This is a genomic window from Bacillus sp. FSL M8-0256 (assembly GCF_038005765.1).
Lineage (GTDB): Bacteria > Bacillota > Bacilli > Bacillales > Bacillaceae > Bacillus > Bacillus safensis.
Map to the genome: position 1 here is coordinate 2,794,083 of NZ_JBBOTU010000001.1, position 24,963 is coordinate 2,819,045.

The window sequence follows — 24,963 nt, forward strand, 5'->3', positions numbered from 1 at the left end:
ACCTCCGAAGATTCTTATTCACTACATGTAGTGTAAGGAATGGTGGACGTTTTGTACATGTTTTTTATTCGGCTATGTACGATGGTCTGTTTCTGTATCATCGTTTTGCCACCCTTTTCAATATCTCTAGCTGCCATATGCCAGTTGACATCAAAAAAGACAGCATATGCCGCTGTCTTTTCGTTTTTTTAATTCGTATTCTGTCCTCCGCCGTTCAGTCCTTCTTTAATGTAGCCTTTCACTTGGCTTGAGGTTAATAGACCGATATGGCCAACGCCATGGATCAGAACGTTTCTTGCGCCAATTAAACGAGAGAGGCTGTTGACGACGATGAGATCAGCTGAGCTGTAGACAGATGTGTAAAGAATTTTTTGATTTGGATCTGTGCCTGGTAATGCTCTGCTTGAAACGAGTCCGTTTGCTCCACCAATTGTGACAACGTTTTCAATTTTATCGCCGCCATCTAGATTCTTAATATAGTATAATGTGTTCGCTCCGCCCATACTATGAGCCACAATATCTACTTTTTTGGCACCCGTTTTGTCTAACACATCTTTGACGAATCTGGATAGACGAGGACCATTGTTGCGGTTATTTCCTGTTTTGTCTATGAAATCGATAGCATATAATTGGTTTCGATCCCAGCCTTGTGTGGCCAAATAACTTTTAATAGAAAAAAAGTTATAAGAGGCACCGCCAATACCGTGTACCATCACAACCGGATTATGCTCAGCCGCCTTCACCTCTTTCGGCTGGATAAAAGCCATTGAACCAATCACCAATGCAAGCGCAATGAGAATTTGCAAACTCCTTTTCTTAACAAACATCACTTTCATTCCCCCTTATTCATCTTATACGACTCTATTTTATACAAGAAAAATATGTCAGAAAAGTGAACAAGGTAATGTTTATGAGATGATTTTACAAAAATATAAATAATCAAAAAGCACCTTGGACTTTTTTAAATTAAAACAAAAAGACTACGAGACCTTCTTTCTTTCATATATAATATCAATAGACTAAGGAGGTTCTACTAGATGCTATTTACTCAAACACCTGCACCACCCTACTATGCCGCGATTTTCACATCAAAACGAACAAATGTCGAGCAAAAAGAATACGCTGCAGCTGCTCAAAAAATGGAAGAATTAGCGAAAGATCTAGATGGGTTTCTTGGAATAGAAAGTGTACGAGATGAACATGGTGTTGGAATCACTGTCTCTTACTGGGATTCATTAGAAGCCATCAAAGAATGGAAAGCACATACAGCACATCAGCGTGTTCAAAAAAAGGGGAAAAAAGATTGGTATGAATCCTACACAACCCGAATTTGTAAGGTAGAACATGCTTATACAAACAAAGATTCACTCCTTGAACAAGAAGCAGACGAATGAGCTACTTCTATATAAAAAAGAAAAACACCTCAATGTATACGAACATTTTGAGGTGCTTTTCCATGATGTTTACTGTTTCATAAAGATTTATTTATACGTTACGAGGAAGTATTTCTTTTTCCCTCTTCTTAAAACGGTAAATTGGTTTTCAATTCGGTCGTCAGCGGAAAGAACATAATCTTTATCTGTTTGTCTTTCTCCGTTGATGGAGACAGCACCATTTGTGATATCTTCACGTGCTTGACGCTTTGATGGAGACAGCTTTGATTCCACAAGGATATCGACTAGTGTTAATTCTTCTGTGCTGCTTTTCTCCATTGATGGAACATCCTTAAAGCCTACTTTCACTTCTTCAGCTGTAAGAGATTTGATCTCACCTTTAAATAGCGCATTTGAGATGTTAACAGCCTGTTCTAGTGATTCACGGCCATGTACAAGTGTTGTCACTTCCTCTGCTAGACGGCGCTGCGCTTCACGCTTTTCAGGTGCTGTTTGCACTTTTTCTTCGTACGATGCGATCTCTTCTTTTGATAAGAACGTAAAGTATTTTAAGTATTTCACGACATCACGGTCATCTGTGTTAATCCAGAATTGGTAGAACTCGTATGGAGACGTTTTTTCTTTATCTAACCAGATAGCGCCGCCTTCTGTTTTACCAAACTTTGTGCCGTCTGCTTTTGTGACAAGCGGCATTGTCAGACCAAATGCTTTTGCCCCTTCTGCTTCAGACTTACGGATCAGCTCAAGTCCAGATGTGATATTTCCCCACTGGTCACTTCCGCCGATTTGCAGCTTACAATTTTCATTTCTGTAAAGATTTAAGAAGTCTAAAGACTGAAGGATAACGTAGCTGAATTCTGTGTAAGAAATCCCTGTTTCGATACGTGAGCTCACGATATCTTTTGCCAGCATGAAGTTTACACCGAAGTTCTTTCCAATATCACGAAGGAACGTGATGACATTCATTTGGCTGATCCAGTCGTAGTTATTCACGATAACGGCTGGATTCTCCCCTGCTTCAAAATCAAGAAATTGAGACAGCTGTCCTTTGATTTTTTCTGACCATTGTTCGACGATTTCTGCTGGATTGAGTGAACGTTCCGCTTTTTTGAAGCTAGGGTCGCCGATTAGTCCAGTTGCGCCGCCAACAAGAGCAATCGGATGATGACCTGCTTCTTGGAATCTGCGTAATGTTAAAATTGGCAATAGATGACCAATGTGTAAGCTGTCAGCTGTCGGATCAAAGCCGGAGTATAGTTTGATTTTTTCTTCTGCTAATAATTTTGTTAAACCTTCTTCATCTGTTTGCTGCTGAATTAATCCTCTGAACGATAGCTCTTCCATCAATTGACTCATTTCCAAATCTCCTTTTTTTACAATTCAACAAAAAAACGCCCCTTCGAATGAACGAAGGGACGATATATATCGCGGTACCACCCTGCTTAAAAGACAAAAAATCTCGTCTTTTCACTTACACTGATAACGGACAGATCCGTTCTTTCACTAATCAGGGCATGCTCCTTTTCGTAAAAGCGGTTCGTGAGGGTAATTCGAATATCTCTTTGTACTGACTCGCACCAGCCGTCAGCTCTCTTCAACAGGGAAAGATCATTCTACTGAATCTCAGTCAAAACCTTTTCATATTCAACTAATGTCATTTTTAACACACTTTTGATATCAAGTCAACTGATGAAAAAATTTAATCTTCCATTGTCGAAAGGTCGCCAGCAGGTAAATTCAGCTCCCACGCCTTTAGCACACGTCTCATAATTTTTCCGCTTCTCGTTTTCGGCAGTTTGTCTTTGAACTCAATTTCTCGCGGTGCCGCATGTGCTGCGAGTCCTTTTTTCACAAATGTACGAATCTCTTCTTTCAGCTCATCTGTCGGCTCATATCCGCTTCTAAGCGCTATAAATGCTTTAATAATTTCACCGCGGACCGGATCTGGCTTTCCAATGACACCAGCCTCCGCAATAGCTGGATGTTCGACCAGTTTACTTTCCACCTCAAATGGACCGACCCGCTCTCCTGACGTCATGATGACATCATCGACACGTCCCTGGAACCAAAAGTATCCGTCTTCGTCCATATAAGCTGAATCTCCTGAAACATACCAATCTCCCGGCATAAAGTAAGATTCATATTTTTCAGGATTGTTCCAGATCGTATGCATCATAGAAGGCCAGCCTTTTTTAATCGCAAGGTTGCCCATCCGGTATGGCGGAAGTTCATTTCCTGCATTATCAACAATAGCAGCTTCTACGCCTGGAATCGGTTTTCCCATCGAGCCTGGCTTGATGTCCATGCATGGATAATTACAAATCAGCTGTGCACCCGTTTCTGTCATCCACCAAGTGTCGTGAATTCTCTTGCCAAAAACAGCATCTCCCCAGCGGATGACTTCTGGATTAAGCGGCTCTCCCACACTTAAAACATGGCGGAGCGAGCTGAGGTCATATTTTTGAATGAGATCATCCCCTGCCCCCATGAGCATTCTAAAGGCGGTCGGGGCACTGTACCAAACAGTTACACCGAGTGATTCAATGGTTTCATACCACGTATCAGGATTAAACCGGCCGCCTAAAATCACATTCGTCGCCCCATTTAACCACGGTGAAAAAATACCGTACACTGTGCCTGTAACCCAGCCTGGATCAGCTGTACACCAGTAAACGTCATCCTCTTTCAAGTCAAGCACCCATTTACCAGTCTGGCCTTGCTGGACCATTGCACCATGGACATGAAGCACTCCTTTTGGCGTACCAGTAGATCCTGATGTGTAATGAAGCAGGAAGCCGTCTTTTTCATCCATCCATTCAATCTCAAGCTCCTTTGCTGCCTCCTCAAACGCCTTTTCATAGTGAATTGTCCGCACACCATCGACGTCTTCGTTTTCACCGCCGACAATGACGACAGATTCAAGCTTCGGAAGCTCTGCAAATGGAATTCGCTCAAGCAGATCAGGTGTTGTCACGATCACCTTTGCCTCGCTATTCTCTAAACGGTCTTTGACAGCACCTTCCATAAATGCCTCAAATAACGGGCCAACGATCGCTCCAATTTTAACTGCACCAAGCAGAAGAAAATAGAGCTCAGGTGATCTTGGCATAAAGATAAACACGCGATCCCCTTTTTCTACATGTGCCTTTTCTCTGAATAGATTTCCCGCTTTATTTGTGTTAATTTTCATATCCCTGAACGTATACTTTTCATCCCGCTGTGAATCTTTGTAGTGAAGCGCCACCTTGTTCTGACGAAACGAGTCCGCATGTCTGTCAATCGCTTCATAGGCTGCATTTATTTTTCCTGTTTCATACCAGGAGAAGTTTTTTCTAGCTTCCTCCCATGAAAAATCTTTGTATGCCTGCTCATAATCATTTAAATGATAATCCCCTTTTACTGATGGTAACGTTTCCAATTTCATCAAACAGTCCCCCTTTGCATACGTTTACAATGACCATTATAGTATAGATGACTTTTTTTCTCAATTTTTAAAAAACTTCTGATGAAACCGTTTTAATTATTGCAAGATTTAAGATAGAATAGAGACGACTCACTAGAATTAGGGGCGGTGGATACGTGGAGCATCCTAAAACTTATTATTCAAAAACCATTGAGCGAGAAACAGGTTCCATCCTGATTGAAGGACCGGTACCTGCATCAGAGCTTGCGAACTATACGTTTCATGAAGGACTAACGGCATTTCGCACGCCTGAGGAACAGAAACAAGCACTTGTTGAAATAGCAGATCTTCCAGAAGGACGTATTATCATTGCAAGAGCGAATGAGCTCGTCGTAGGCTATGTCACGTATTTGTATCCTGATCCACTTGAGCGCTGGTCAGAGGGCAAAATGGATAATTTAATTGAGCTTGGCGCGATTGAGGTCGCTCCTCCATTTAGAGGATGCTCACTTGGCAAGCATTTGCTTGATGTGAGCATGATGGATGAGCAAATGGAGAATTACATCATCATTACAACTGAATATTACTGGCATTGGGATTTAAAGGGGACAAAGAAAAACGTTTGGGAGTACCGCAAAATGATGGAGAAAATGATGAACGCAGGCGGTCTTGTCTGGTTTGCAACAGACGAGCCAGAGATTAGCTCACATCCAGCCAATTGTTTAATGGCCAGAATTGGGAAACATGTGAGTCCTGATTCGATCGAGCGTTTCGATCGTCTTCGCTTCCATCAGCGCTTTATGTATTAACGTTCAATTCGTTTTTTTGGCAAAGGGGATTGGTAAACAATGATGATTGAACAAATTATGGAGCGTGATGTGATCACGCTGCGAAAAACCGATACGATTGAAGAGGCCATTCAAAAAATGAGTGCACACCACATCCGGCATATTCCGATCGTATCTGATCAAGGATCTGTCATTGGGATGGTGACTGATCGGGATATTAAAAATGCCAGTCCAAGTATTTTTGAAACAGAGAAAAGGAAGCTCTTTATTCAGCGGCCGGTAGAAGAGATCATGGTATTAGAGACGATCACGGCTCACCCGCTTGATTTCGTTGAAGAGATATCAAGTGTCTTTTTTGAGCACGGAATTGGCTGTCTTCCAGTGGTGAGACGCGGCAAGCTTGTAGGCATTATCACAAAAACAGATCTGCTTCGTACGTTTGTAAGACTGACAGGTGCAGATCAGCCTGGGTCGCACTTAGAGGTTGAAGTCGAGCAGATGACAGAAGGCCTCGCAGACATTACGGCCATTTTAAAGGAGCAGCATATTCAATTGCTGAGTGTGCTTGTGTACCCGCATGCCAATGAGGCATCTAAAGTGCTCGTCTTCCGCCTTCAAACCATTCATGCAGATCATGTGACGAAGCTGATTCGCGCAAAAGGCTATAAAGTGCTCTGGCCTATGGAGCAGACGATCAAATGAAGGAAGCGACCTTTGTTTTTTCACCATCTTTTCAAACGTACCAATTTAACCAAGATCATCCCTTCAATCAGCTTCGGGTTTACTTAACTTATGATCTTCTTCAAAAAATGAAGGCGTTAACAGAGGATGAAATCGTCGCACCGCGTATGGCTACTCTGGAGGAATTAAAGCTCGTCCATACAGCAGATTATATCCAGGCTGTGCAGCGGGCAAGTGAAGGAAAACTGTCTACAGCAGAGGGTGAACGCTACGGTCTTGGCACTGAGGATACACCGATGTTCGCAGGCATGCATGAGGCGGCATCTCTCCTTGTTGGCGGAACATTAACAGCGGTTGACCAAGTGATGCTCGGTCATTCGCAGCATGCCCTCAATCTTGGCGGCGGGCTTCACCACGGATTCAAAGGGCGTGCATCTGGCTTTTGTATTTATAATGACAGCTCTGTGGCGATTCAATATATTCAAAAGACATATGGCGCTAGAATTTTATATATTGATACGGATGCTCATCACGGCGATGGTGTCCAGTTCAGCTTCTATGACGACCCAGAGGTATGTACAGTCTCCATTCATGAAACGGGACGCTACTTGTTCCCTGGAACCGGACAAGTACAGGAAAGAGGCCACGATAAAGGCTATGGCTACGCGTATAATATTCCGCTAGATGCATTTACGGAAGATGAATCGTTTCTCGAAGCATACCGAACAGCAGTGACTGAAATTGCTGCTTTTTTTAAACCAGATGTGATTTTGACGCAAAACGGGGCAGATGCACATTACTATGATCCGTTAACTCATTTATCTGCCACCATGAAAATATATGAAGAAATTCCTAGACTTGCTCATGAGCTTGCGCATCAATATTGTGACGGTAAATGGATCGCTGTTGGCGGAGGGGGATATGATATTTGGCGCGTCGTTCCAAGAGCGTGGAGCCGCATTTGGCTTGAAATGAAAGCCATTACACCGCCAGATGAGCTACCTCAGGACTGGATTCAGGCATGGAATAAGCAATCGCCTGTTACCCTTCCACCTACATGGAAAGATCCTGACGATTTATATCCACCGATCCCAAGAAAAGCAGAAATCACAGAAAAAAATGCTCAAACAGTAGAAAAAGCACTCATGCCTGTTAGAAGAGAAAAGAAAAAGGCATAAGAAAAGCAGGCTTTCCCTCATAAGGTAAGCCTGCTTTTTTTGTTTTATTTTGTTGATTGTCTTTCTTCAATTCTGTGCGGAAGCTCAACAATTTGATCGTCCACTTGTTCTTTGTTCATCAGTTTTGTGAGCAGTCTCATGGCAACAGCACCAATATCATATGTCGGCTGAACAACTGTTGTCAGCTGAGGACGCACCATGAGTGAAAGTCTTGTATTATCAAAGCCAATCACTTCTAAATCTTCAGGAATGGAGACCCCTCTGTCTTGTGCTCCGTGAATGACACCTAGCGCCATTTCATCTGTAGCTGCGATAACAGCTGTCGGTTTGTCAGACTGCTCAAGCAGATGAGCAAGTGCTTCAATTCCAGAGTCATAAGAGTAATCGCCTTCAGCAACAAGTGCATCGTCAAACGCGATACCCGCTTCTTCAAGCGCACGCTTATAACCTGCAAGCTTTCTCACGGAATTAATTGGCTCTGACATTGGACCAGAAACAAACGCAATTCGTTTATGTCCTTTTTCAACTAACAGCTGAACGGAATCATAAATTGCCTGCTCATAGTTGATGTTAACAGATGGTGTTTGAGCCTGTTCTTCAACAGATGCTGCAAGCACAATCGGTACAGGAGAGCGCTTAAATTCTTCCACATGCACATCTGTGATGTTTCCGCCCATAAAGACAATTCCGTCTACTTGTTTGCCCAGCATCGTATTTAACAAATGAAGCTCTTTATCCGTATTTTGATCTGAGTTACTTAAAATGATGTTGTATTTATACATCGTGGCGATATCTTCAATACCGCGTGCTAATTCTGAATAGAAGATACTAGAAATATCAGGGATGATGACCCCAACTGTCGTTGTTTTTTTACTTGCAAGGCCTCGTGCCACTGCATTTGGACGATAGCCAAGGCGATCAATCGCTTCAAGCACCTTTTTTCTTGTTGTTGGTTTTACGTTTGGATTACCATTTACTACGCGTGATACCGTTGCCATACTTACATTTGCTTCTCTTGCTACATCATATATTGTAACATTATTCACATAAATCACTCCTTCAAATACACTTCATATCTATAGCATTCACCAATTGGATAGAGACATGTCAGATACGAGGAAAATAATATCCTATTTGTCATTAAAACGATGAAAAGAGACACATAATTTTTCAATCTACATCAAAATGACATTCTTTTATGAAATTATACACGTTTTTTTGTCATATGAAAACGTTCCCTTTCTTTTTATAACTAAATTAAACAAACTTTAATCAGCTTGTTACCTGTAATTTGAATCATATTTCATAAAAAAGCATCGAGAACGCCAGCTATGACAATGATCTTAGCAGATTCTATCGAATTTTAAAAATGAAAACATTGTGAACAAGCACTTTTTGGGCTTGCAATGTGCTTTCTTCCTTTCATTCCCAAACCTCATGGTATTTTTTCCATAAAAAAACCGCCGGGCAGTCATCCGGCGGCTATTTCTATCTATGATTACGCGTGAATGTTGACAAGTGGTCTTAACGCATCTAACCATTTTTCGAATTGTGGAATGTCCATTTGCTGCGCTGAATCAGATAGAGCAACAGATGGATCTGGATGTACTTCTGCCATGACACCGTCTGCTCCAATCGCAAGAGCTGCTTTTGCTGTTGGAAGGAGAAGATCTCTACGTCCAGTTGAATGCGTCACATCAACGAAGACTGGTAAATGTGTCTCTTGTTTCAAGATTGGCACTGCCGAGATATCTAATGTATTTCTTGTCGCTGTTTCGTATGTGCGGATACCGCGCTCGCAAAGGATGATTTGATCATTTCCTTGGGCGATGATGTATTCAGCTGCATTGATGAATTCTGAGATGGTCGCTGCAAGACCGCGTTTTAAAAGAACTGGTTTATTCACGGAACCGGCTTCTTTTAATAGTTCGAAGTTTTGCATGTTACGTGCCCCAATTTGGATGACATCGATATGCTCAATCGCTTCTTCAATATGAGCAGGATTAACAATTTCACTAATAACAGCAAGACCGTATTCATCCGCTACACGCTTTAGAATCTTTAGACCGTCTACACCAAGTCCTTGGAAATCATATGGACTTGTGCGAGGTTTAAAGGCGCCACCGCGAAGTAGTTTTAATCCCTGCTGTTTCGCTGCTGCCGCTACTTCTGCGACTTGCTCGTAGCTTTCAACGGCACATGGTCCAACGATGAAACGCTGCTTTCCATCACCGATCGCTTCCCCATTGATATTCACGATTGTGTTTTCTGGTTTTTTCTTACGAGAAACAAGAAGTGCTTTGCTGTGGTCATCTTCTTGAAGCTCTAGACCTGCTTTGAAAATCTCTTTGAAAATATGTTGAATCGTTGAATTTTCAAATGGCCCATCATTTTCTTCAAGAATTTGGTTCAGCATTGTGCGCTCTCTGACAGGATCATAACGGTTGACACCTTGCGCTTCTTTCGCTTTTCCAATTTCTTTGACAATGTTTCCTCTGTCATTGATCAGTTTTAAGATTTGAAGATTTAGTTCATCTGCTTGCTGCCTCAATTTTTCTAATTCATTGTTGCTCATTTTTGTCATCCTTTCCTCTGCCTGCTCTCGCTTTTTATTTTTTCATTCTTGCATGATAGGGTTTATTATAAACAAAGATTTCGGAATTGTCACGAAAATTTTCTTTATTACCCAAACGCTTTTAAGCGGTAAAGTATCGTATGTAAGATTATAGCATACTTTTTGTTCAAGTAAACCTTTTTTATAAAAAAAACGTCAGCCGCTGCTGACGTTTCTTTCTTTTACAGATTATGTTCAAGCGCTTCTTTTGTAATGCTTGAGTGAGAAGCATGCCATTTTACTTTTCCACCGCTAAAGATGAGTGCCTGCGGACTTTCATGCTTTACTCCAGACTTTTCCGTCACATAGGATGAAAGCTCTCTCGTGTTTTGAATTTGTAAGAAATACGCAGGTACATCTTCATGTGCAGACGCAAATGCTTCAAACTCTTGAAAAGCCGCTTGGCTGATCGGACATGTCAAACTGTGCTTAAAAAAGACAAAGGTCCCATCTTGATTCGTTAGTTGATCAAACTGTTCTTCTGTTTCAATGAGTTGTTTTGACATGATGTTCTCCTTCTTCACTTCTTAGCAGTGAGCGTTAGCCTTTAGTCGATTGTTCTACTTTTTCTTTGACATCTTTGATGCCGTCTTCAATTTCTGACTTTGCTTCTTGTGCTCGTACTTTTGCTTCATCTGCTACATCAGATGCTTCGCTTGCCAAATCCGCTGCCGCATCTTCTGCTTCACTTTTCACTTTATTAGCTTTTCCAGCTGCTCGCTCTTTTATGTCTTTCACTTTGTCTAAAATCTGGTTTGACTGCTCTGCTACAAGCTGAGACAATTCAGACGTTTTATCTTTCGCAATCGTCACATATTCAGTGCCTCTTTCTTTTGCATCTGTTGTGAGCCGGTCTGTTTTTTCTTTTAACGCATTCGCTTGGGTGTTCAAATCATCGCGAAGCTCTTTCCCTGACTTCGGTGCTAAAAATAATGCTGTTGTTGCACCAACAATTCCACCAATAAGTGTTCCGATCAAAAAGTCTTTGCTATTGATTCCGTCTTTGCTCATGATTATTCCTCCTATGCGAATATGGTTTATTTTTGGTGTTTACGCTGTTTCCATTTTTTATAAATTTCAAGTGCTGCGTTACTCCAGCTAACCACATCCGTCACTTTTTCTTGATTTCTTTCAACGGATGAAGAAACCGCACCAGCTGCCTGCTTTATGCTTGTATTAAATTGGTTGATCGAGCCGCCAATTCCCTGCACCGCATCCACTACTGTATTGAGTTTTGCTGATTTGTCTTGAATATCTTCAGCAAGCTGATTCGTCTTATGTAGCAACTGTGCTGTCTCTGTGGTGATGCCTTGCATCTGACCTTCAAGACCTTCTAAAGTTGATGCAACATTCTTTAATGTCAGCTGTAAGGATTTTAATGTTTTGGACAAATAGATGACAAGAATGAGGAAAGCAATTGCGATCAGTGCAACGCTTAGATATAGAATAATAATCATCTGATACCTCCTTTGCTGCGGGCATATTCAATTCATTACCCTCTCGTTGTATCATTCAAACATCGCCTAGAATGACCGATTGAATAATAATTCTACACTTATTCGCTAATTCCTGTCCACAGCGAACGAAAAAAAGCGGCACATGTTGACACATTTAGCCCTTTTGTCACATTTTATTCAAAATAAAAAAAGTGCCGTGTGAAACGGCACTTTTTTAAGCATTTATACAGCGACTTTTTCATAAGCACGCAAATATTTCTGAATGTCTCCTGCTCCCATAAAGATCAGAATCGCATCTTCGTGCGTTTTCAGCACAGATGTATCTTCTTCCTCAATTAATTGGGCCTGCGGGATTTTTTCTTGTAAATCTTCAATGCTCAGCTTCCCAATGTTTTCACGGGCTGAACCGAAAATATCACAAAGGTAGACATAGTCGGCTTTCTTTAGACTGTCAGCAAATTCACTTAAGAATTGCTGTGTACGTGTGAACGTATGCGGCTGGAAGACAGCCACAATATCACGGTCCGGATATTTTTGGCGAGCTGCTTCAATCGTGACTTCAATTTCAGTTGGATGATGTGCATAATCGTCAATTAAGACCTGCTCACCGACCACTTTTTCATTAAAGCGTCGTTTCACACCGCCAAATGTCGTTAATGCGCCTTTGATAAGTTCTACATCAATGGACTCATAGTGACATAATGCAATGACAGCTAACGAGTTGAGGACATTATGATTTCCGTAGGCAGGAATGTAGAAGGTATCATAAAACGTATTGCGTACAAATACATCAAATGTGGTACCTTCCGTATTTTTCACAACATTGCGTGCTTGGAAATCATTTTCTTCGTTGAAACCGTAGTACACAACAGGTACCTTCGCTTGAATCTTTGGCAGATGCTCATCATCACCACAGGCAATAATGGCTTTTTTTACTTGAAGCGCCATGTTTTGAAATGCATCAAACACGTCATCAATATCCGAGAAATAATCAGGGTGATCAAAATCAATATTGGTCATGATCGCATAGTCTGGATGATAGCTGAGGAAGTGTCTGCGGTATTCGCATGCTTCAAAGACAAAATACTCGCTGTTTTCTTTCCCCATTCCAGATCCATCACCGATTAAGTACGAAGTAGGTTTGGCTGCCTGCATGACGTGAGCAAGCAGTCCTGTTGTCGATGTTTTTCCATGAGCACCAGTAATCGCAACGTTTGTGAATGAATCCATGTATTCTCCAAGGAATTTATGGTAGCGAATGACAGGAATCCCTTCAGAAAGGGCACGTTCAATCTCAGGGTGTGTATCAGGGAATGCATTTCCTGCGATGACCGTCATCCCTGGCTGAATATTGTCTGGGTCAAATGGTAGAATTTTAATATTTCGTTCTTCTAATGCTTTTTGTGTAAAGATATGTTTTTCGATATCCGATCCTTGGACAGTATACCCAGTATCATGAAGAATTTGGGCCAGTGGACTCATACCTGTCCCTTTTATTCCAACAAAATGATAAACAGTCATAATTGTACCTCCAACAAACGTCTATCTGACTTACAGTATATGACGCTCATTTCAATTTGCAACTTGTGATTTTTGCCTCTAGCTGATCACAGATCGCAGCTCCAAATAAAGATTTTTTTCCGATCTTCCTATTCTAATCAATATTAACTATGATTAGTATCCGACAACTTTCCCATTTCTAACACCTGTTTCCGCTTATTTTACATAAAAAAGCGTTCTGGCAGACATGCGAAAAGCGTCCAATTACAAAATTGCACCTATGTGCTATCATACCATGTTTACGAAAAAAATGAAGTGGTTTGTTTAGATCAACTGTTCTAAGTCACTCAGTGTCATGAGTACTTCTCTTGGCTTACTGCCTTTCGCACCAGAAATCATGCCCTCGCGCTCCATCATGTCAATCAATCTGGCTGCACGATTGTAGCCAATTCTAAATCTTCGCTGCAAACTTGATGTACTAGCGCTATTCTGCTCAATGGCAAAACGGCAGGCATCCATAAACAATTCATCTTCGTCTGTAATCGCAGAGCCTTGCAGCATTAGTTCCTCCTGTTCAAAAAGGAACACGGGCTTACGCTGCTTTCTCACATGTGCCACCACTTGATCAATCTCACGGTCTGATACAAAGTTCCCTTGCAGCCTTGTCGGCTTGCCGGAGCCATTTTCTAAGAAGAGCATGTCTCCTTTTCCGAGAAGCTTTTCTGCACCTGCCATGTCAATGATCGTTCTTGAATCCACCTGACTTGAAACAGAAAACGCAATTCTTGTTGGGATATTGGCTTTAATGAGACCTGTAATGACATCAACAGAAGGTCTTTGTGTCGCAATCAATAAGTGAATGCCGCATGCTCTTGCTTTCTGTGCAATTCGGCAGATGCTTTCTTCGACTTCATTTGGTGCGACCATCATTAAATCAGCCAGCTCATCGATCACCACGACGAGATAAGGCAGTTTTTCACCCATTTGTTTTTCTTTCACAAGCTCATTGAATCGTTTAATTTCTCTCACGCCAGAGTGTGCAAATAGTTCATAGCGTCTTTCCATTTCATCCACTACCCATTTCAGAGCCGCTGTTGCTGTCTTGGCATCGGTAATGACGGGACTCACAAGATGCGGAATGTGATTATACGGCGCTAATTCAACCATTTTAGGGTCAATTAAGAGCATTTTCACTTCATCTGGTGATGCTTTAAACATTAAGCTCACTAAAATCGTATTAATGCAGACGCTTTTTCCTGAACCAGTGGCTCCGGCAATTAAGCCATGGGGCATTTTTTGCAGATCAACCACGACAGGCTGGCCTGAAATATCTAATCCGAGTGCCGCTGTTAAAGGAGATGGATTGTCTCTAAACGCACTGCTTCTGATCATTTCTCTTAAGAACACCATTTTACTGTGCAGGTTTGGCACTTCGATCCCGATTGTGTTCTTTCCTGGAATCGGGGCTTCAATTCGAATATCCTTTGCGGACAAACTAAGTTTAATATCATCTGACAGGTTCGTGATTTTGTTCACTTTGACACCTGGTTCTGGATGTACTTCAAACCTTGTCACAGAAGGGCCCTGTGTGACATGAACCACACTTGCTCTTACGTTGAAATTTTTAAGTGTTGCATTGAGCAGCTCAGCCCGCTCTTTCACCCATGTCCCGTCCTCTTCTTTTTGAGCTGGCGGTACGTCTAAAAGGGCGAGACTTGGAAAAACATATCCTTGTGTATCGGCTGCTTTCTTTTGCCCTTGCACGCGCTGATCGCTTTTTAACATCATGACATTAAACGGAACCGTAGAGGTTTGCCCGCTTGTGCGTTGTGGCTGCGGAGATGTCTGTTTTGGTTCTTCTTTCTTGACTTCCTGCGTTTGTTCTTGCTGCTCTATAACCGTTTCTGCCGGTTCAGATGCAGTTTGTTCCTCTCTTACTTGTTCTACTGGCACCGCTTGATCTTCTTCAATTTCAGCTTCTTGAACCAGCTGATCTTCCTGCAGGTCATGTTTGACTGGCTCAGCTTCTTCAAATGCTGCCGCTGGCGCTTCTTCTTGTTTGTTTTCTATTGGATCAGCTTCTACTTCTTCCACCGGTTCTGCTGAAATGTTTTCTGTTAACGCCGCTTCTTCTGCTGGAATGTCTACTTCCATTTCAATCGCTGGCTGCGAAGGTTCCGGTGTTTCGAAGGTCAACATCTCTATTTCCTCAGTATGCTCTTCAAACTGATGGACAGGCTCGTCCTTTATTTCTTCTTCATCACTGGAAACAGTCTGTTCCGGCTCAGACTCTGCCGGCTGCTTCTGATAGACTTCGGCTTGCTGCTTATGTAAATCAGCTTCATGATGATCTTCTGGCTCGATGAAAGGCTCGTCAGTTAAACGTTCCATCGTCGATTGAACATGATCTTGATAAGCGAGTTCCTCTTGCAATGTATGCGGGGTTACTGCTGGCTCCTTATCTGCTCTCTCTTCTGCTGACGCTGAAACCATTTCCTCGATACGTTTTTCTTTCTGTATTGACGGGATGTTCATTTGCTGTCTGACATTCCGTTCACGCTCTGCCTCTTCTGATAACAGTGTGACACGCTGCGCCGTTTCTTCTGCTGCTTTCCTTTGAACTGAAGCTGTTTCTTCTTTTGCATCTGCCCGTTTTGGACGCATATCCTGATGATAGCCATAGATCGGTGATGGAATTTGTTCTGGCTTGAATGGCTTTTTATTCATATCAGGCTGAAGCGTTTGTTTAGGCTGATAGGTTGTCTGTCTGGTCTTTGACTGGCTTGGTTTGGCGCGTCTTCTCTCCGGCTTCACTCCATCGCGCTGAGGTTCATCTGGAACGAGCGGAAAGCGAAAGTTCCCTTTTGGATATTCATAATACACTTTCGTATCTTCGATTTTTTTATATTCTTTATGCGGTTCAAAAGCTGGCTGCTTTGGTGCAGCTAGATCTTCTTCAGGTCTTGCAGCTTTTTCTTCTTTCTTTTCTTCTCCTAAAAATACACTAAAAAATTTATCTAACCAACTCATCATTTATCACTCACTTTAACTCCCCTTACGTTTTCTTGGGCGATTTTTAGTATACCATTGCTTTTTCATGCAGAAAAGCGAGAAAAGTGCCGCTTTTTGCTGTTCATGCTGTCTGTAGATGAAAAAAAGTCACTAAGTACGTACTTAGTGACTTTTGGTATAACACATTCTTCGCTCCTATGTGCCCGTTTATGGGAGGTTACGCTTTAAAGGGTTCGCCAGCTTGATGGCTTCCATCTAAAACAAGAATCCCTTTTTCAGCAGGTGCGTCTGGAAGATCTAACTCTTTCGCTGAACAGATCATGCCGCTTGATGGAACGCCTCTAAGCTCAGCATCTTTGATGACCATACCGCTTGGCATCACTGCACCGACCTTCGCTACCACGACATATTGGCCTTGGTCAACGTTTGGTGCACCGCACACGATTTGTAAGGTTTCATCGCCCACATCCACTTGGCAAATGTTTAATTTATCTGCGTTCGGATGCTTTTCTTTTTCCTTCACATAGCCGACAACAAATTTTGGTGATAGATCCACAGTCAACGTTTCATTGACACCGTTACGGTTTAAAATTTCATTGATATCTTGAACAATGGTTTCAGAAAGCGGGACAGATCCGTTTTCTTCAATTTTCATGTAAGTGGATGCATTGAAGATATTAAAGCCTGTTGTTTCTTTTGTTTCTTGATTGAAGATTCGTACAACATCTCCAAACGTCTCATGACCTACTTCTTCTCTCGTCACATCTTTCAATGAAATAAGGAGTGTGTCGCCTACACCTTCTGCATTATAAAAAACGTTCATTCTTCAAAATTCCCTTCTACTGCTGTTTTGGTCTGCTTTTTGCAAGTATAAAGATCGGTTCAAGCTTCCCCTCATCATATAAAAATGATAATGCGGTAATCGGAACCGTGCCGCTGGCGAAGAAGCTCATCGACATCTGTCCTAAAATATCATAGCCTGAATCATTGCGAACATCAGCAATGATGAATACATCTTGATGGGGAACAGAAATCGCCATTTGTCCTTCTATTTTTTGCGCGTATTCTTGTAATAACGATTCATTTAAAAGTCTGCTGGCGTCATATCCGTCATTTGCACGGAAGAAATAAAACCGGTTGCCTGCCACTTCATCCATTTTCACTACAGTTTCTAGCGAACGGACGTTGAAGCTGGCGGTTTCTCTGATTCGCTCTTTTGTCCAGTTTTCCTTTTGAAGCATCTTTTCATCAATTAATCGATAGGTGCTTCCAAGATCAAGTGCATAGTAGATTCTCGTTTCTGCTGTATGCTCATCAAACACGAGGGGAATTCCATCACTTGATGCCTCAGGAAAGGAAGTGGAACGAATGACTGGATAGATCTGCTTTTCTTTTCCTGAAATGTGCTGCGCTTCGCCTTTCATCGCACTCAGCGCTTCTTTCACATAATAAACGATCTCATCGATGGTTTCATCAGGCTTTACTTCCCACTTTGCAATAATTGGCGGGAGCTCTAGTGTGATGCCTTTGCCTGTTTGTTTATCTTCAATACGAAGCGTATCTTTTTCCCGGTCAAACTGGTGTGACCAGCTGTCGTTCGTCAGACGGCTTTTGAGTTCATTCGCAAGCTGTCTTGATGTCATTTTTGCCATCGTTTTAGACTCTCCTTTCGTTATTTAGAAAGAGAATCTGTTAAAAATGCTTCAATCTCTTCCTTTGTCTTACGATCTTTGCTGACAAAGCGGTTAATCTCTTGTCCGTTTTTAAAGACTAAAAAGCTTGGAATGCCGTAAATTTCCCACTCTGCGCAAGTATCAATGAACTTGTCTCTATCAACATAGAAGTACTCAAATTCTGGGTAGTTTGCTTCAAGCTCTGGCAAGAATGGCTCAATAAATGTGCAGTCCGGGCACCAGTCAGCTGAAAATAGCAATACCGTTAAGTCTTCTTGAATCACTTTTTGTAATTCTTCGTTTGATTCAATTTTTTTCATGTTTCATTCCTCCAGTTTGTATGGTTAAATCTCCGAATTGTATATAGCCTTTCTTTCTCATCCATTCTGATACTACCAAACTAATCACTGCCGGGCCAACGATATGCAAGAGAGCTATCGCCAAAAATACAGATGGATGAAACCCCATGACGGTCAGGGTCATGAGCTGTCCAACAAGGCCGCTCGTTCCCATTCCCGCTCCTGCCGCATTATTGACCATCCCAAAGCCAATAATACCAATTGGCGCGAGAATCAGACCAGCAATCGTCGGCGGAATCAGAATGAGGGGATTTTTCACAATGTTCGAAAGCTGCAATTTTGACGTTCCAATGCCGACAGCCGCAAGACCGCCAAAGCGATTTTCTCTAAAGCCTGCAGCAGCAAAGCCAACCATTTGAGCACAGCAGCCAATCGTTGCAGCACCAGCAGCTGTTCCGCTTAAGTCAAGCATAAGCGCAAGTGCAGCACTTGAGATTGGAGAACTGAGGGCAAGTCCAACAATGGTCGCTACTAGCATGCCCATGATCAGCGGGCTTTGGTCTGTCCCCCACATGATGAGCCTGCCGAGCCCTGTCATCATGGCTTCAATCCCAGGTCCGATGAAAGCAGCGGTGAAAAAGCCAGTGATAATGGTGACAAGCGGCGTTAAAATAATATCAATTCTTGTCTCACCACTGACTAGCTTGCCGAGTTCCACACCAATTAATGCTGCGGCAAAGCTTCCAGCAGGCCCCCCAAGCTCTGCTCCAGCGGCACCTGAGACAACACTTGCAAAAATGATTAATGGAGAAGCATTTAATCGATAAGCAACTGCTACGCCAATTGCCGGTCCCATCAGACCCATAGCAAGCGTACCCATTTTCACAATGAGAGAAAGTGATAACAGACCGCCTGCTGTTTTTAAAATCAGACCTACCACTAATGTAGCAAATAGACCTAAAGCCATATAAGAAAGTGCATCAATGAAATACACCTTTGGCGAAAGGGAGATCCCCTTTCTTTTCAAATAAGTCATCAACGTCGTCTTCCTGCTTTCTCATAGGAAAGACGAAGAGGCCTGTCCTTCCCATTATATGTAGTATTCTTACGATGAAAAATAGTCTCTACCATGAATATCATAATCATATTTTTTTTGCTTTATCAAGCACTTCTTGTGTAACATGAAAAGAAACAGGACAAACCTTTACTAAGTTTGTACAAAAGGAGGAGATCGTTATGCAATTAACTGTCTATTTAGCTGGAGAAATTCATAGCCAGTGGCGTGATGAAATCAAGGAGAAAAGCCAATCTTTGAAGCTGCCAGTGACATTTGTCGGTCCAATGGAGAAGCATGACCGCTCAGATAATATCGGTGAGGATATTTTAGGTGAGCAGCCGAATGCCATTTTCAAAGATGATGCAGCTTCTGATTTGAACAATTTTCGTACTGAAATAAAGCAGATGTCGTCATTGCACGCTTTGGTGAGAAATATAAACAGTGGAACACAGCCATGGATGCATCTGCTGCGATTGCAAAAGGGAAACCTCTTATTTTAATCCGTCCAAAAGAGCTGCACCATCCGTTAAAGGAACTCTCAAACAAAGCAAATATCACTGTGGAAACCGTAAACCAAGCGATCAAGGCGTTATCTTATGTGTTTGAACAGCAATAAGAAAAAAGGCTGCTCTCATTGAAGAAGCAGCCTCAGATTGTTGACAAAGGGCTAAAATGATGTTTATTTTAGCCCTTTGTCTTCTTTTCAGCGTGATAGAAAACCTTTGCAGTCTAGGAAGGACGAGCACTGGCGCGGAGCGAATTGAACATTCGTGAGCACCAGCGCACAGGACTGACAAAGAATGCGAGGGTTTGTCTACGCGCTGAAGCTGCTCTCATTGAAGAAGCAGCCTTTTTCTATTCTATTTATACTTGTTGATAAATAGAATCCACTGTACTTTGATCACAATTTTTGACAAGGCGGACAATTAACTCTTTAGCCGCTGCGTAATCATCCACATGCAAAACAGAATGACTTGTATGAATGTAGCGTGCGCAAACCCCAATGACGGCAGAAGGCACACCTTGGTTTGAAATATGAACACGTCCAGCGTCCGTACCACCCGGTGATACGAAATATTGATATGGAATGTTGTTTGTCTCAGCAGTATCAAGCACAAAGTCTCTCATTCCGCGGTGCGTAATCATTGTCCGATCAAAAATACGCAGAAGTGCACCTTTTCCAAGCTGGCCGAACTGTGTTTTGTCACCTGTCACATCGTTTGCAGGACTCGCATCTAAAGCGAAGAAAAGATCTGGCTGAATCATATTCGCAGCTACCTCAGCCCCTCTAAGCCCAACTTCCTCTTGAACAGTTGCTCCTGAGTACAGCTGACATGAAAGTGTTTCGTCTTTTAATTCTTTTAATAATTCAATTGCAAGGCCGCAGCCATAGCGGTTATCCCAAGCCTTCGCTAAAATCTTTTTTGGATTCGCCATTGGCGTAAAAACCGTTGCAGGAACGATTTGCTGTCCTGGACGAACGCCAAGCTCTTTTGCCTCTTCTTCACTGTCTGCACCAATATCAATGAGCATATCTGACGGCTTCACAGGTTTGCTTTTTTGTTCTGGCGTCAGAAGGTGAGGAGGTGTACTAGAGACGACACCAGGAATTGGCCCGTGATCGGTATGGACGTCCACACGCTGCGCCAGCATGACTTGACTCCACCAGCCGCCAAGTGTTTGAAAACGAATCATCCCGTTTTTCGTAATCGATGAGACCATGAATCCGACTTCATCCATATGACCCGCTACCATAATTTTCGGTGCGTTTTCCTGCCCCTTGCGTACGCCAAACACTCCGCCAAGACGGTCTTGAATGAGTTCATCAGAATATTTCTCAAGTTCCTTTTTCATAAAAGCACGCACATGGTGCTCATTTCCTGGAGTTCCCTGTAATTCTGTTAAATTTCGGAAAAGCGACAATGTTTCTTCGTTCATTCTACAGTTTACCTCGTTTCTATGTAATGACCATATATATTCCTATAAAAATAACACTCACTTTATACTATAAGAATTCTTTCGGTTTTCCAAGTATCTCTCCAGAAATTTTGAATATGCTTTCAAGTATTCGGATTCCTTAACATCAATGGACAAGTTTTGTATAATGGAAAAAACAGCAATACGGAGGTGCAGCACGTTGAAGTTAAAACATGTTCTGATTGGTGCGAGTATTGGCGTAGCCGCTGCAATTGTTGCAAAGAAAGTATTTTTCCCTACGTATATCTCATCTGAAAAAGCATTAAAAATTGTGAAATCTGCTTTTAAACAGCGCGGCCCTATTGATGGCTCTTGGATTTATACTGTACCAGAACCGTATACCGTAAATGGTGAAACGATTGATGTGTACAAATCTGGCATCACCCGCTCTGCCTTTGGCGAGCTTGAACAGTATGAAGTGATGATTGATGCCAAAACTGGCATGATCGTGGATGTCATTGATTCTGTTGCTTGATCAAGAAAGCTTCGCAAAGACGTGTCCTTGCGAAGCTTTTTTTATATGGCTTTGATTTTTTTGTACACAGGATGCCACATCGCGTCCTGCACAGCCTGAATAAGATCATCAGGCGTTTCTTCTGCTATTCCTTCATCAATTGCTGCCTGCGCCACACGGACGGCCACTGTCGCTGAAACGGTTCGAAGCTGATCGACACTTGGCAGCATCGCTGCACCCGGCTTCCCAACATTGACCATGCTTGCAATGGCTTCAGCACTCGCAACAAACATACTGTCTGTCATCAACCTGGCTTTTGACACAATTGTGCCTAGACCAAGTCCTGGGAAGACAAGGGCATTATTCGCTTGTCCAATTTCATATGTGACACCGCCATACTCGACAGGATCAAATGGACTTCCCGTTGTCACAAGGGCACGTCCTTCAGTCCACTCGATCAGATCTTGCGGCTTTGCTTCTGAAAGAGGGGTCGGATTCGACATCGGTAAAATCGCAGGGCGCTCCACGTGTGACGCCATTTCTTTTACAATTTCCTCTGTAAAAGCGCCTCCGACAGTCGAGGTGCCAATTAAGATCGTTGGTTTCGCCTGCTTGACGACCTCTAATAGATCAATCGAATGCTTTGGACCATTACGGGCATAATCCTTTACTTCGTCAGAACGTCTTGCATACGGCTTTTGAAATGGCTGAATGTCAGGTGAATCATCTGTGAGCAGCCCCGTTTTATCAATACACCAGAAATGATCGTAGGACTCCTCTTCTTTGACTCCGTCTCTGACGATCGCATCACGGATTTGCTCGGCTATGCCAATACCTGCCGTACCCGCTCCAAAAATAACAATACGGTGATTTTTCAGCGGAACTTTCGAAGCTTTTGCACATGCTAGCACTGCAGCAAGTGAAACGGCGCCAGTCCCTTGAATGTCATCGTTAAATGTACAAATACGATCCTTATATTTTTCCAATATCGCACGGGCATTCTTTGTCCCAAAGTCTTCCCAGTGAAGGAGGGCGTTTGGGAAAGTAGCGCGGGCAAGCTCGACATATTGATCAATGAACTGATCATAGCGCTCTCCTCGAACGCGGGAGTGCTGATTTCCAACATAAAGCGGATCATTCAATAGACTTTCCTGGTTCGTTCCGGCATCAAGCACTACTGCCAGCACGCGGCTGGGATCAATGCCTGCTGCAGCTGTATAAACAGCAAGTTTCCCAACTGAAATGGCAATCCCGCCAACGCCCCAGTCTCCAATACCTAAAATGCCTTCTGCATCAGTTGCAACGATTAAGTCGATTGATTCATCGACACCATAAGAGGCAAAAATCTCCTCCATGCCTTCCAGATCATCAATCGATAAATAGAGCCCTCTTGGCTTTCGATACTCATGGCTATAACGCTGAATAGCCGTTCCTACAGTCGGCGTGTAGACAATCGGAAGCATTTCCGCCAAGTGCTCATTAAGTAATTTGTAAAAAAGCACTTCATTTCTATCATGAAGTGATGTTAAATACACATTTTTCCCTAGATCATCCGGCTGTGCCTTGAACTGCTCATATGCACGCTTTGCCTGATCCTCTAAGGTTAAGACCTTAGGCGGAAGAAATCCCTTTAACCCGAGCTCCTCCCGCTCTTCCTTTGTAAATGCAACCCCTTTATTTAAATAAGGGACTGACATGACTTCCATCCCTCTTAATGGTGTTTCGATCACATCACCATGTACACGATAAAATTGGTTCACCTGCACTCTTCCTTTCACAAGTTCATTTTGTCGTTATTTTGTGTGAAAGGCGAAAAAAACATACAGATGATCTTTTATCTTCCTGTTTCTCTTTTGATTTCGTGTGTGATCTGCCCGTCTTCGTCCCATTTTACAGCACGATAAATGGCATCATGATAAAACAAGTACCACGCATTTTTTTCTTCTGCAAATGCCTGCCACTTTTGCTTGGCTGGAATCGAGGTCATTGGGTAATCATCATATGCCAAAACCCAAAGTGGATTTTTATGAGCATGTGTTGGCATGATATCAGCTAAATGAATCGCTGTTTCACCTTCACTTGTGAGCGTTAAAATGCTATGACCATTGCTGTGTCCGCCTGTATGATGCAGCTCGATGCCTTCTGTCACTTCGATGCTTTCTTCAAATGTGACCACTTGGTCTGCTACAGGCTCCCAGTTTTCTTTCCAATATGTATTTCTTGAGCGAATGTTCGGCGCTCTCATTTCATCCCATTCGATTTTCGATGTGATGATTTTTGCCTGCTGAAAAACAGAGACGAGCTTATCGTCCTCACGTTTTGTTAATCCGCTGGCATGATCAAAGTGCAGATGTGTCATCAATACGTAATCAATATCTGATGGACGCAAGCCAAGCGCCGCTAGAGATTCTTCCAATTTGGTTTCCTCTGTGACGCCGTAATTGCGTTTTTGTTTATCTGTCAGCTTCCCTGATCCGATGCCGGAATCCACTAACAGATGAAGACCGTTCCACCGAATAAGAATTGGATCACATCGTAATTCAATTTGATTTCGGTCATTTACCGGGTATTTTTTTGACCATAATGGCTTTGGCACGACACCGAACATCGCTCCGCCGTCCATGTGCGTATCTCCCCCATTTAACCAAAACAGTTCCATTTCACCTATTTTCATTGTCTCCATTGCTGTCATCCCTCCTTTTTCTATCGTAGCAAATACAGCCAAAAATCGCATGCACCAATCTTTTCATAAAAAAAGCTGGCTGCCATTTTTCTTTGCAGCCAGCTTGATGTCACTTGTTATTCTGGGAATTTGACTTCTGATCGATAGATCGGTTGTCCCATAGACGAGAATTTCTCTTCATATTCAGTCATCACGTTTCCTTCTAAGCCGTCCTCATGTAAATCTAGGCTGACATACGTTAAAAGAAGACCATATGCAGAAAAACTTTTTAAGGAATATTCAAATAACCCGCGGTTATCTGTTTTGAAATGTAACTCACCGCCTGGACGGAGAATATGTTCATATCGCTCTAAAAAGGTTTTAAACGTCAATCTGCGCTTTTCGTGTCTTGCTTTTGGCCACGGATCAGAGAAATTCAAATATACCCGGTCAATCTCATTTTCCGCAAACACATCTGTCAGCGTCTCAGCATTGATGTTCAAAAGCTTTACATTTTCAACATCTGTCTCTTTGATTTTATCTACTGCTGTCACAATGACACTTTTAAATAATTCAATGCCAATATAGTTGATATCAGGATGAAGCTTGCCCATTCCGGCAATAAAGCTCCCTTTTCCTGTCCCAACTTCGATATGGATTGGATGATCATTTCCAAACAGCTCATGCCATTTCCCTTTATATTGCTCGGGACTTGCTAAAGCAATATGAGCATTCTCAGCTAAGTAATCATCAGCCCATGGTTTATGTCGCATTCTCAATTTGATACACCTCTATTTTCTTTACATTTTATCAA

At 42.4% G+C, this 24,963-nt stretch carries 23 protein-coding genes, 1 pseudogene and 1 other annotated feature; of the genes and pseudogenes, 6 read left to right on the forward strand and 18 right to left on the reverse strand.

Annotation, left to right across the window (positions count from 1 at the left end; translation table 11 throughout):
- Positions 1 to 188: 188 nt before the first annotated feature.
- The gene (locus tag NSQ76_RS14340; protein ID WP_024424844.1) at positions 189 to 830 is read right to left on the reverse strand and encodes an esterase/lipase family protein; all 642 of its coding nucleotides are present in this window, start codon (positions 828 to 830) and stop codon (positions 189 to 191) included.
- Positions 831 to 1,037: 207 nt separating this feature from the next.
- On the opposite strand from NSQ76_RS14340, the gene NSQ76_RS14345 reads away from it, so the two are divergent.
- The gene (locus NSQ76_RS14345) at positions 1,038 to 1,394 is read left to right on the forward strand and encodes an antibiotic biosynthesis monooxygenase family protein (RefSeq protein WP_056768222.1); all 357 of its coding nucleotides are present in this window, start codon (positions 1,038 to 1,040) and stop codon (positions 1,392 to 1,394) included.
- Positions 1,395 to 1,481: 87 nt separating this feature from the next.
- Here the strand turns inward: NSQ76_RS14345 and tyrS are convergent, their stop codons facing one another.
- Both tyrS and acsA read right to left on the reverse strand, forming a co-directional pair.
- On the reverse strand, positions 1,482 to 2,750 hold the full coding sequence (gene tyrS / locus NSQ76_RS14350) for a tyrosine--tRNA ligase (protein WP_024424846.1): 1,269 nt from the start codon (positions 2,748 to 2,750) through the stop codon (positions 1,482 to 1,484).
- 52 nt (positions 2,751 to 2,802) lie between these two features.
- Positions 2,803 to 3,034: a binding site (T-box leader), on the reverse strand.
- A 59-nt stretch (positions 3,035 to 3,093) separates the two neighbouring features.
- Positions 3,094 to 4,818: an acetate--CoA ligase gene (gene acsA / locus NSQ76_RS14355; protein ID WP_024426174.1), complete on the reverse strand. Its 1,725-nt coding sequence runs from the start codon at positions 4,816 to 4,818 to the stop codon at positions 3,094 to 3,096.
- Positions 4,819 to 4,973: 155 nt separating this feature from the next.
- On the opposite strand from acsA, the gene NSQ76_RS14360 reads away from it, so the two are divergent.
- From NSQ76_RS14360 to NSQ76_RS14370, 3 genes are read left to right on the forward strand one after another with little or no spacing between them, the layout of a single operon-like run.
- Positions 4,974 to 5,606 (forward strand): GNAT family N-acetyltransferase, encoded by a 633-nt coding sequence (locus tag NSQ76_RS14360; protein ID WP_024424848.1) that lies wholly within the window; start codon positions 4,974 to 4,976, stop codon positions 5,604 to 5,606.
- A 39-nt stretch (positions 5,607 to 5,645) separates the two neighbouring features.
- Positions 5,646 to 6,287 carry a CBS and ACT domain-containing protein gene (locus NSQ76_RS14365; RefSeq protein ID WP_024424849.1) on the forward strand — a complete coding sequence of 214 codons (642 nt, stop codon included), beginning with the start codon at positions 5,646 to 5,648 and terminating at the stop codon, positions 6,285 to 6,287.
- On the forward strand, positions 6,284 to 7,444 hold the full coding sequence (locus NSQ76_RS14370) for an acetoin utilization protein AcuC (protein WP_326134090.1): 1,161 nt from the start codon (positions 6,284 to 6,286) through the stop codon (positions 7,442 to 7,444). The genes NSQ76_RS14365 and NSQ76_RS14370 overlap by 4 nt, the downstream gene beginning before the upstream one ends.
- Positions 7,445 to 7,488: 44 nt before the next feature.
- Here the strand turns inward: NSQ76_RS14370 and ccpA are convergent, their stop codons facing one another.
- From ccpA to NSQ76_RS14425, 11 genes are all read right to left on the reverse strand, one after another.
- Complete coding sequence (gene ccpA, locus NSQ76_RS14375; RefSeq protein ID WP_024424851.1) at positions 7,489 to 8,490, reverse strand: catabolite control protein A; 1,002 nt, start codon at positions 8,488 to 8,490, stop codon at positions 7,489 to 7,491.
- Between the two features lie 452 nt (positions 8,491 to 8,942).
- Positions 8,943 to 10,019, reverse strand: coding sequence for a bifunctional 3-deoxy-7-phosphoheptulonate synthase/chorismate mutase (locus NSQ76_RS14380; protein WP_024426176.1), 1,077 nt, complete (start codon positions 10,017 to 10,019; stop codon positions 8,943 to 8,945).
- A 221-nt stretch (positions 10,020 to 10,240) separates the two neighbouring features.
- Positions 10,241 to 10,564, reverse strand: a complete 324-nt coding sequence (ytxJ, locus tag NSQ76_RS14385) for a bacillithiol system redox-active protein YtxJ (RefSeq protein WP_024426177.1) — start codon at positions 10,562 to 10,564, stop codon at positions 10,241 to 10,243.
- Positions 10,565 to 10,598: 34 nt separating this feature from the next.
- The gene (locus tag NSQ76_RS14390; protein ID WP_024426178.1) at positions 10,599 to 11,069 is read right to left on the reverse strand and encodes a YtxH domain-containing protein; all 471 of its coding nucleotides are present in this window, start codon (positions 11,067 to 11,069) and stop codon (positions 10,599 to 10,601) included.
- A 26-nt stretch (positions 11,070 to 11,095) separates the two neighbouring features.
- The gene (locus NSQ76_RS14395; protein ID WP_024424855.1) at positions 11,096 to 11,515 is read right to left on the reverse strand and encodes a DUF948 domain-containing protein; all 420 of its coding nucleotides are present in this window, start codon (positions 11,513 to 11,515) and stop codon (positions 11,096 to 11,098) included.
- A gap of 222 nt (positions 11,516 to 11,737) precedes the next feature.
- On the reverse strand, positions 11,738 to 13,036 hold the full coding sequence (gene murC / locus NSQ76_RS14400; protein ID WP_024424856.1) for a UDP-N-acetylmuramate--L-alanine ligase: 1,299 nt from the start codon (positions 13,034 to 13,036) through the stop codon (positions 11,738 to 11,740).
- 303 nt (positions 13,037 to 13,339) lie between these two features.
- Complete coding sequence (locus NSQ76_RS14405) at positions 13,340 to 16,048, reverse strand: DNA translocase FtsK (RefSeq protein ID WP_341054483.1); 2,709 nt, start codon at positions 16,046 to 16,048, stop codon at positions 13,340 to 13,342.
- Positions 16,049 to 16,244: 196 nt separating this feature from the next.
- Positions 16,245 to 16,850 carry a YtpR family tRNA-binding protein gene (gene ytpR, locus NSQ76_RS14410; protein WP_163114910.1) on the reverse strand — a complete coding sequence of 202 codons (606 nt, stop codon included), beginning with the start codon at positions 16,848 to 16,850 and terminating at the stop codon, positions 16,245 to 16,247.
- Between the two features lie 16 nt (positions 16,851 to 16,866).
- Positions 16,867 to 17,679 (reverse strand): DUF1444 domain-containing protein, encoded by an 813-nt coding sequence (locus NSQ76_RS14415; RefSeq protein ID WP_024426180.1) that lies wholly within the window; start codon positions 17,677 to 17,679, stop codon positions 16,867 to 16,869.
- Positions 17,680 to 17,699: 20 nt separating this feature from the next.
- The gene (locus NSQ76_RS14420; protein WP_024424860.1) at positions 17,700 to 18,020 is read right to left on the reverse strand and encodes a thioredoxin family protein; all 321 of its coding nucleotides are present in this window, start codon (positions 18,018 to 18,020) and stop codon (positions 17,700 to 17,702) included.
- Positions 18,007 to 19,035, reverse strand: coding sequence for a PTS transporter subunit IIC (locus NSQ76_RS14425; protein WP_024426181.1), 1,029 nt, complete (start codon positions 19,033 to 19,035; stop codon positions 18,007 to 18,009). The genes NSQ76_RS14420 and NSQ76_RS14425 overlap by 14 nt, the downstream gene beginning before the upstream one ends.
- A gap of 200 nt (positions 19,036 to 19,235) precedes the next feature.
- Here NSQ76_RS14425 and NSQ76_RS14430 point away from each other — a divergent pair.
- Positions 19,236 to 19,672 (forward strand): annotated as a pseudogene (locus tag NSQ76_RS14430) (YtoQ family protein).
- A gap of 248 nt (positions 19,673 to 19,920) precedes the next feature.
- Here the strand turns inward: NSQ76_RS14430 and NSQ76_RS14435 are convergent.
- Positions 19,921 to 20,994 carry a M42 family metallopeptidase gene (locus NSQ76_RS14435; protein WP_024424863.1) on the reverse strand — a complete coding sequence of 358 codons (1,074 nt, stop codon included), beginning with the start codon at positions 20,992 to 20,994 and terminating at the stop codon, positions 19,921 to 19,923.
- Between the two features lie 199 nt (positions 20,995 to 21,193).
- On the opposite strand from NSQ76_RS14435, the gene NSQ76_RS14440 reads away from it, so the two are divergent.
- Positions 21,194 to 21,508: a PepSY domain-containing protein gene (locus tag NSQ76_RS14440; RefSeq protein WP_003217759.1), complete on the forward strand. Its 315-nt coding sequence runs from the start codon at positions 21,194 to 21,196 to the stop codon at positions 21,506 to 21,508.
- Positions 21,509 to 21,549: 41 nt separating this feature from the next.
- On the opposite strand, the gene NSQ76_RS14445 is transcribed toward NSQ76_RS14440, so the two are convergent.
- From NSQ76_RS14445 to trmB, 3 genes are all read right to left on the reverse strand, one after another.
- On the reverse strand, positions 21,550 to 23,247 hold the full coding sequence (locus NSQ76_RS14445) for an NAD-dependent malic enzyme (RefSeq protein WP_341054490.1): 1,698 nt from the start codon (positions 23,245 to 23,247) through the stop codon (positions 21,550 to 21,552).
- Between the two features lie 74 nt (positions 23,248 to 23,321).
- A complete protein-coding gene (locus NSQ76_RS14450) occupies positions 23,322 to 24,170 on the reverse strand; it encodes a YtnP family quorum-quenching lactonase (protein WP_268478600.1) in 849 nt (282 codons plus the stop codon).
- A gap of 116 nt (positions 24,171 to 24,286) precedes the next feature.
- Positions 24,287 to 24,928, reverse strand: coding sequence for a tRNA (guanosine(46)-N7)-methyltransferase TrmB (gene trmB / locus NSQ76_RS14455; RefSeq protein WP_024424866.1), 642 nt, complete (start codon positions 24,926 to 24,928; stop codon positions 24,287 to 24,289).
- Between the last annotated feature and the right edge of the window lie 35 nt (positions 24,929 to 24,963).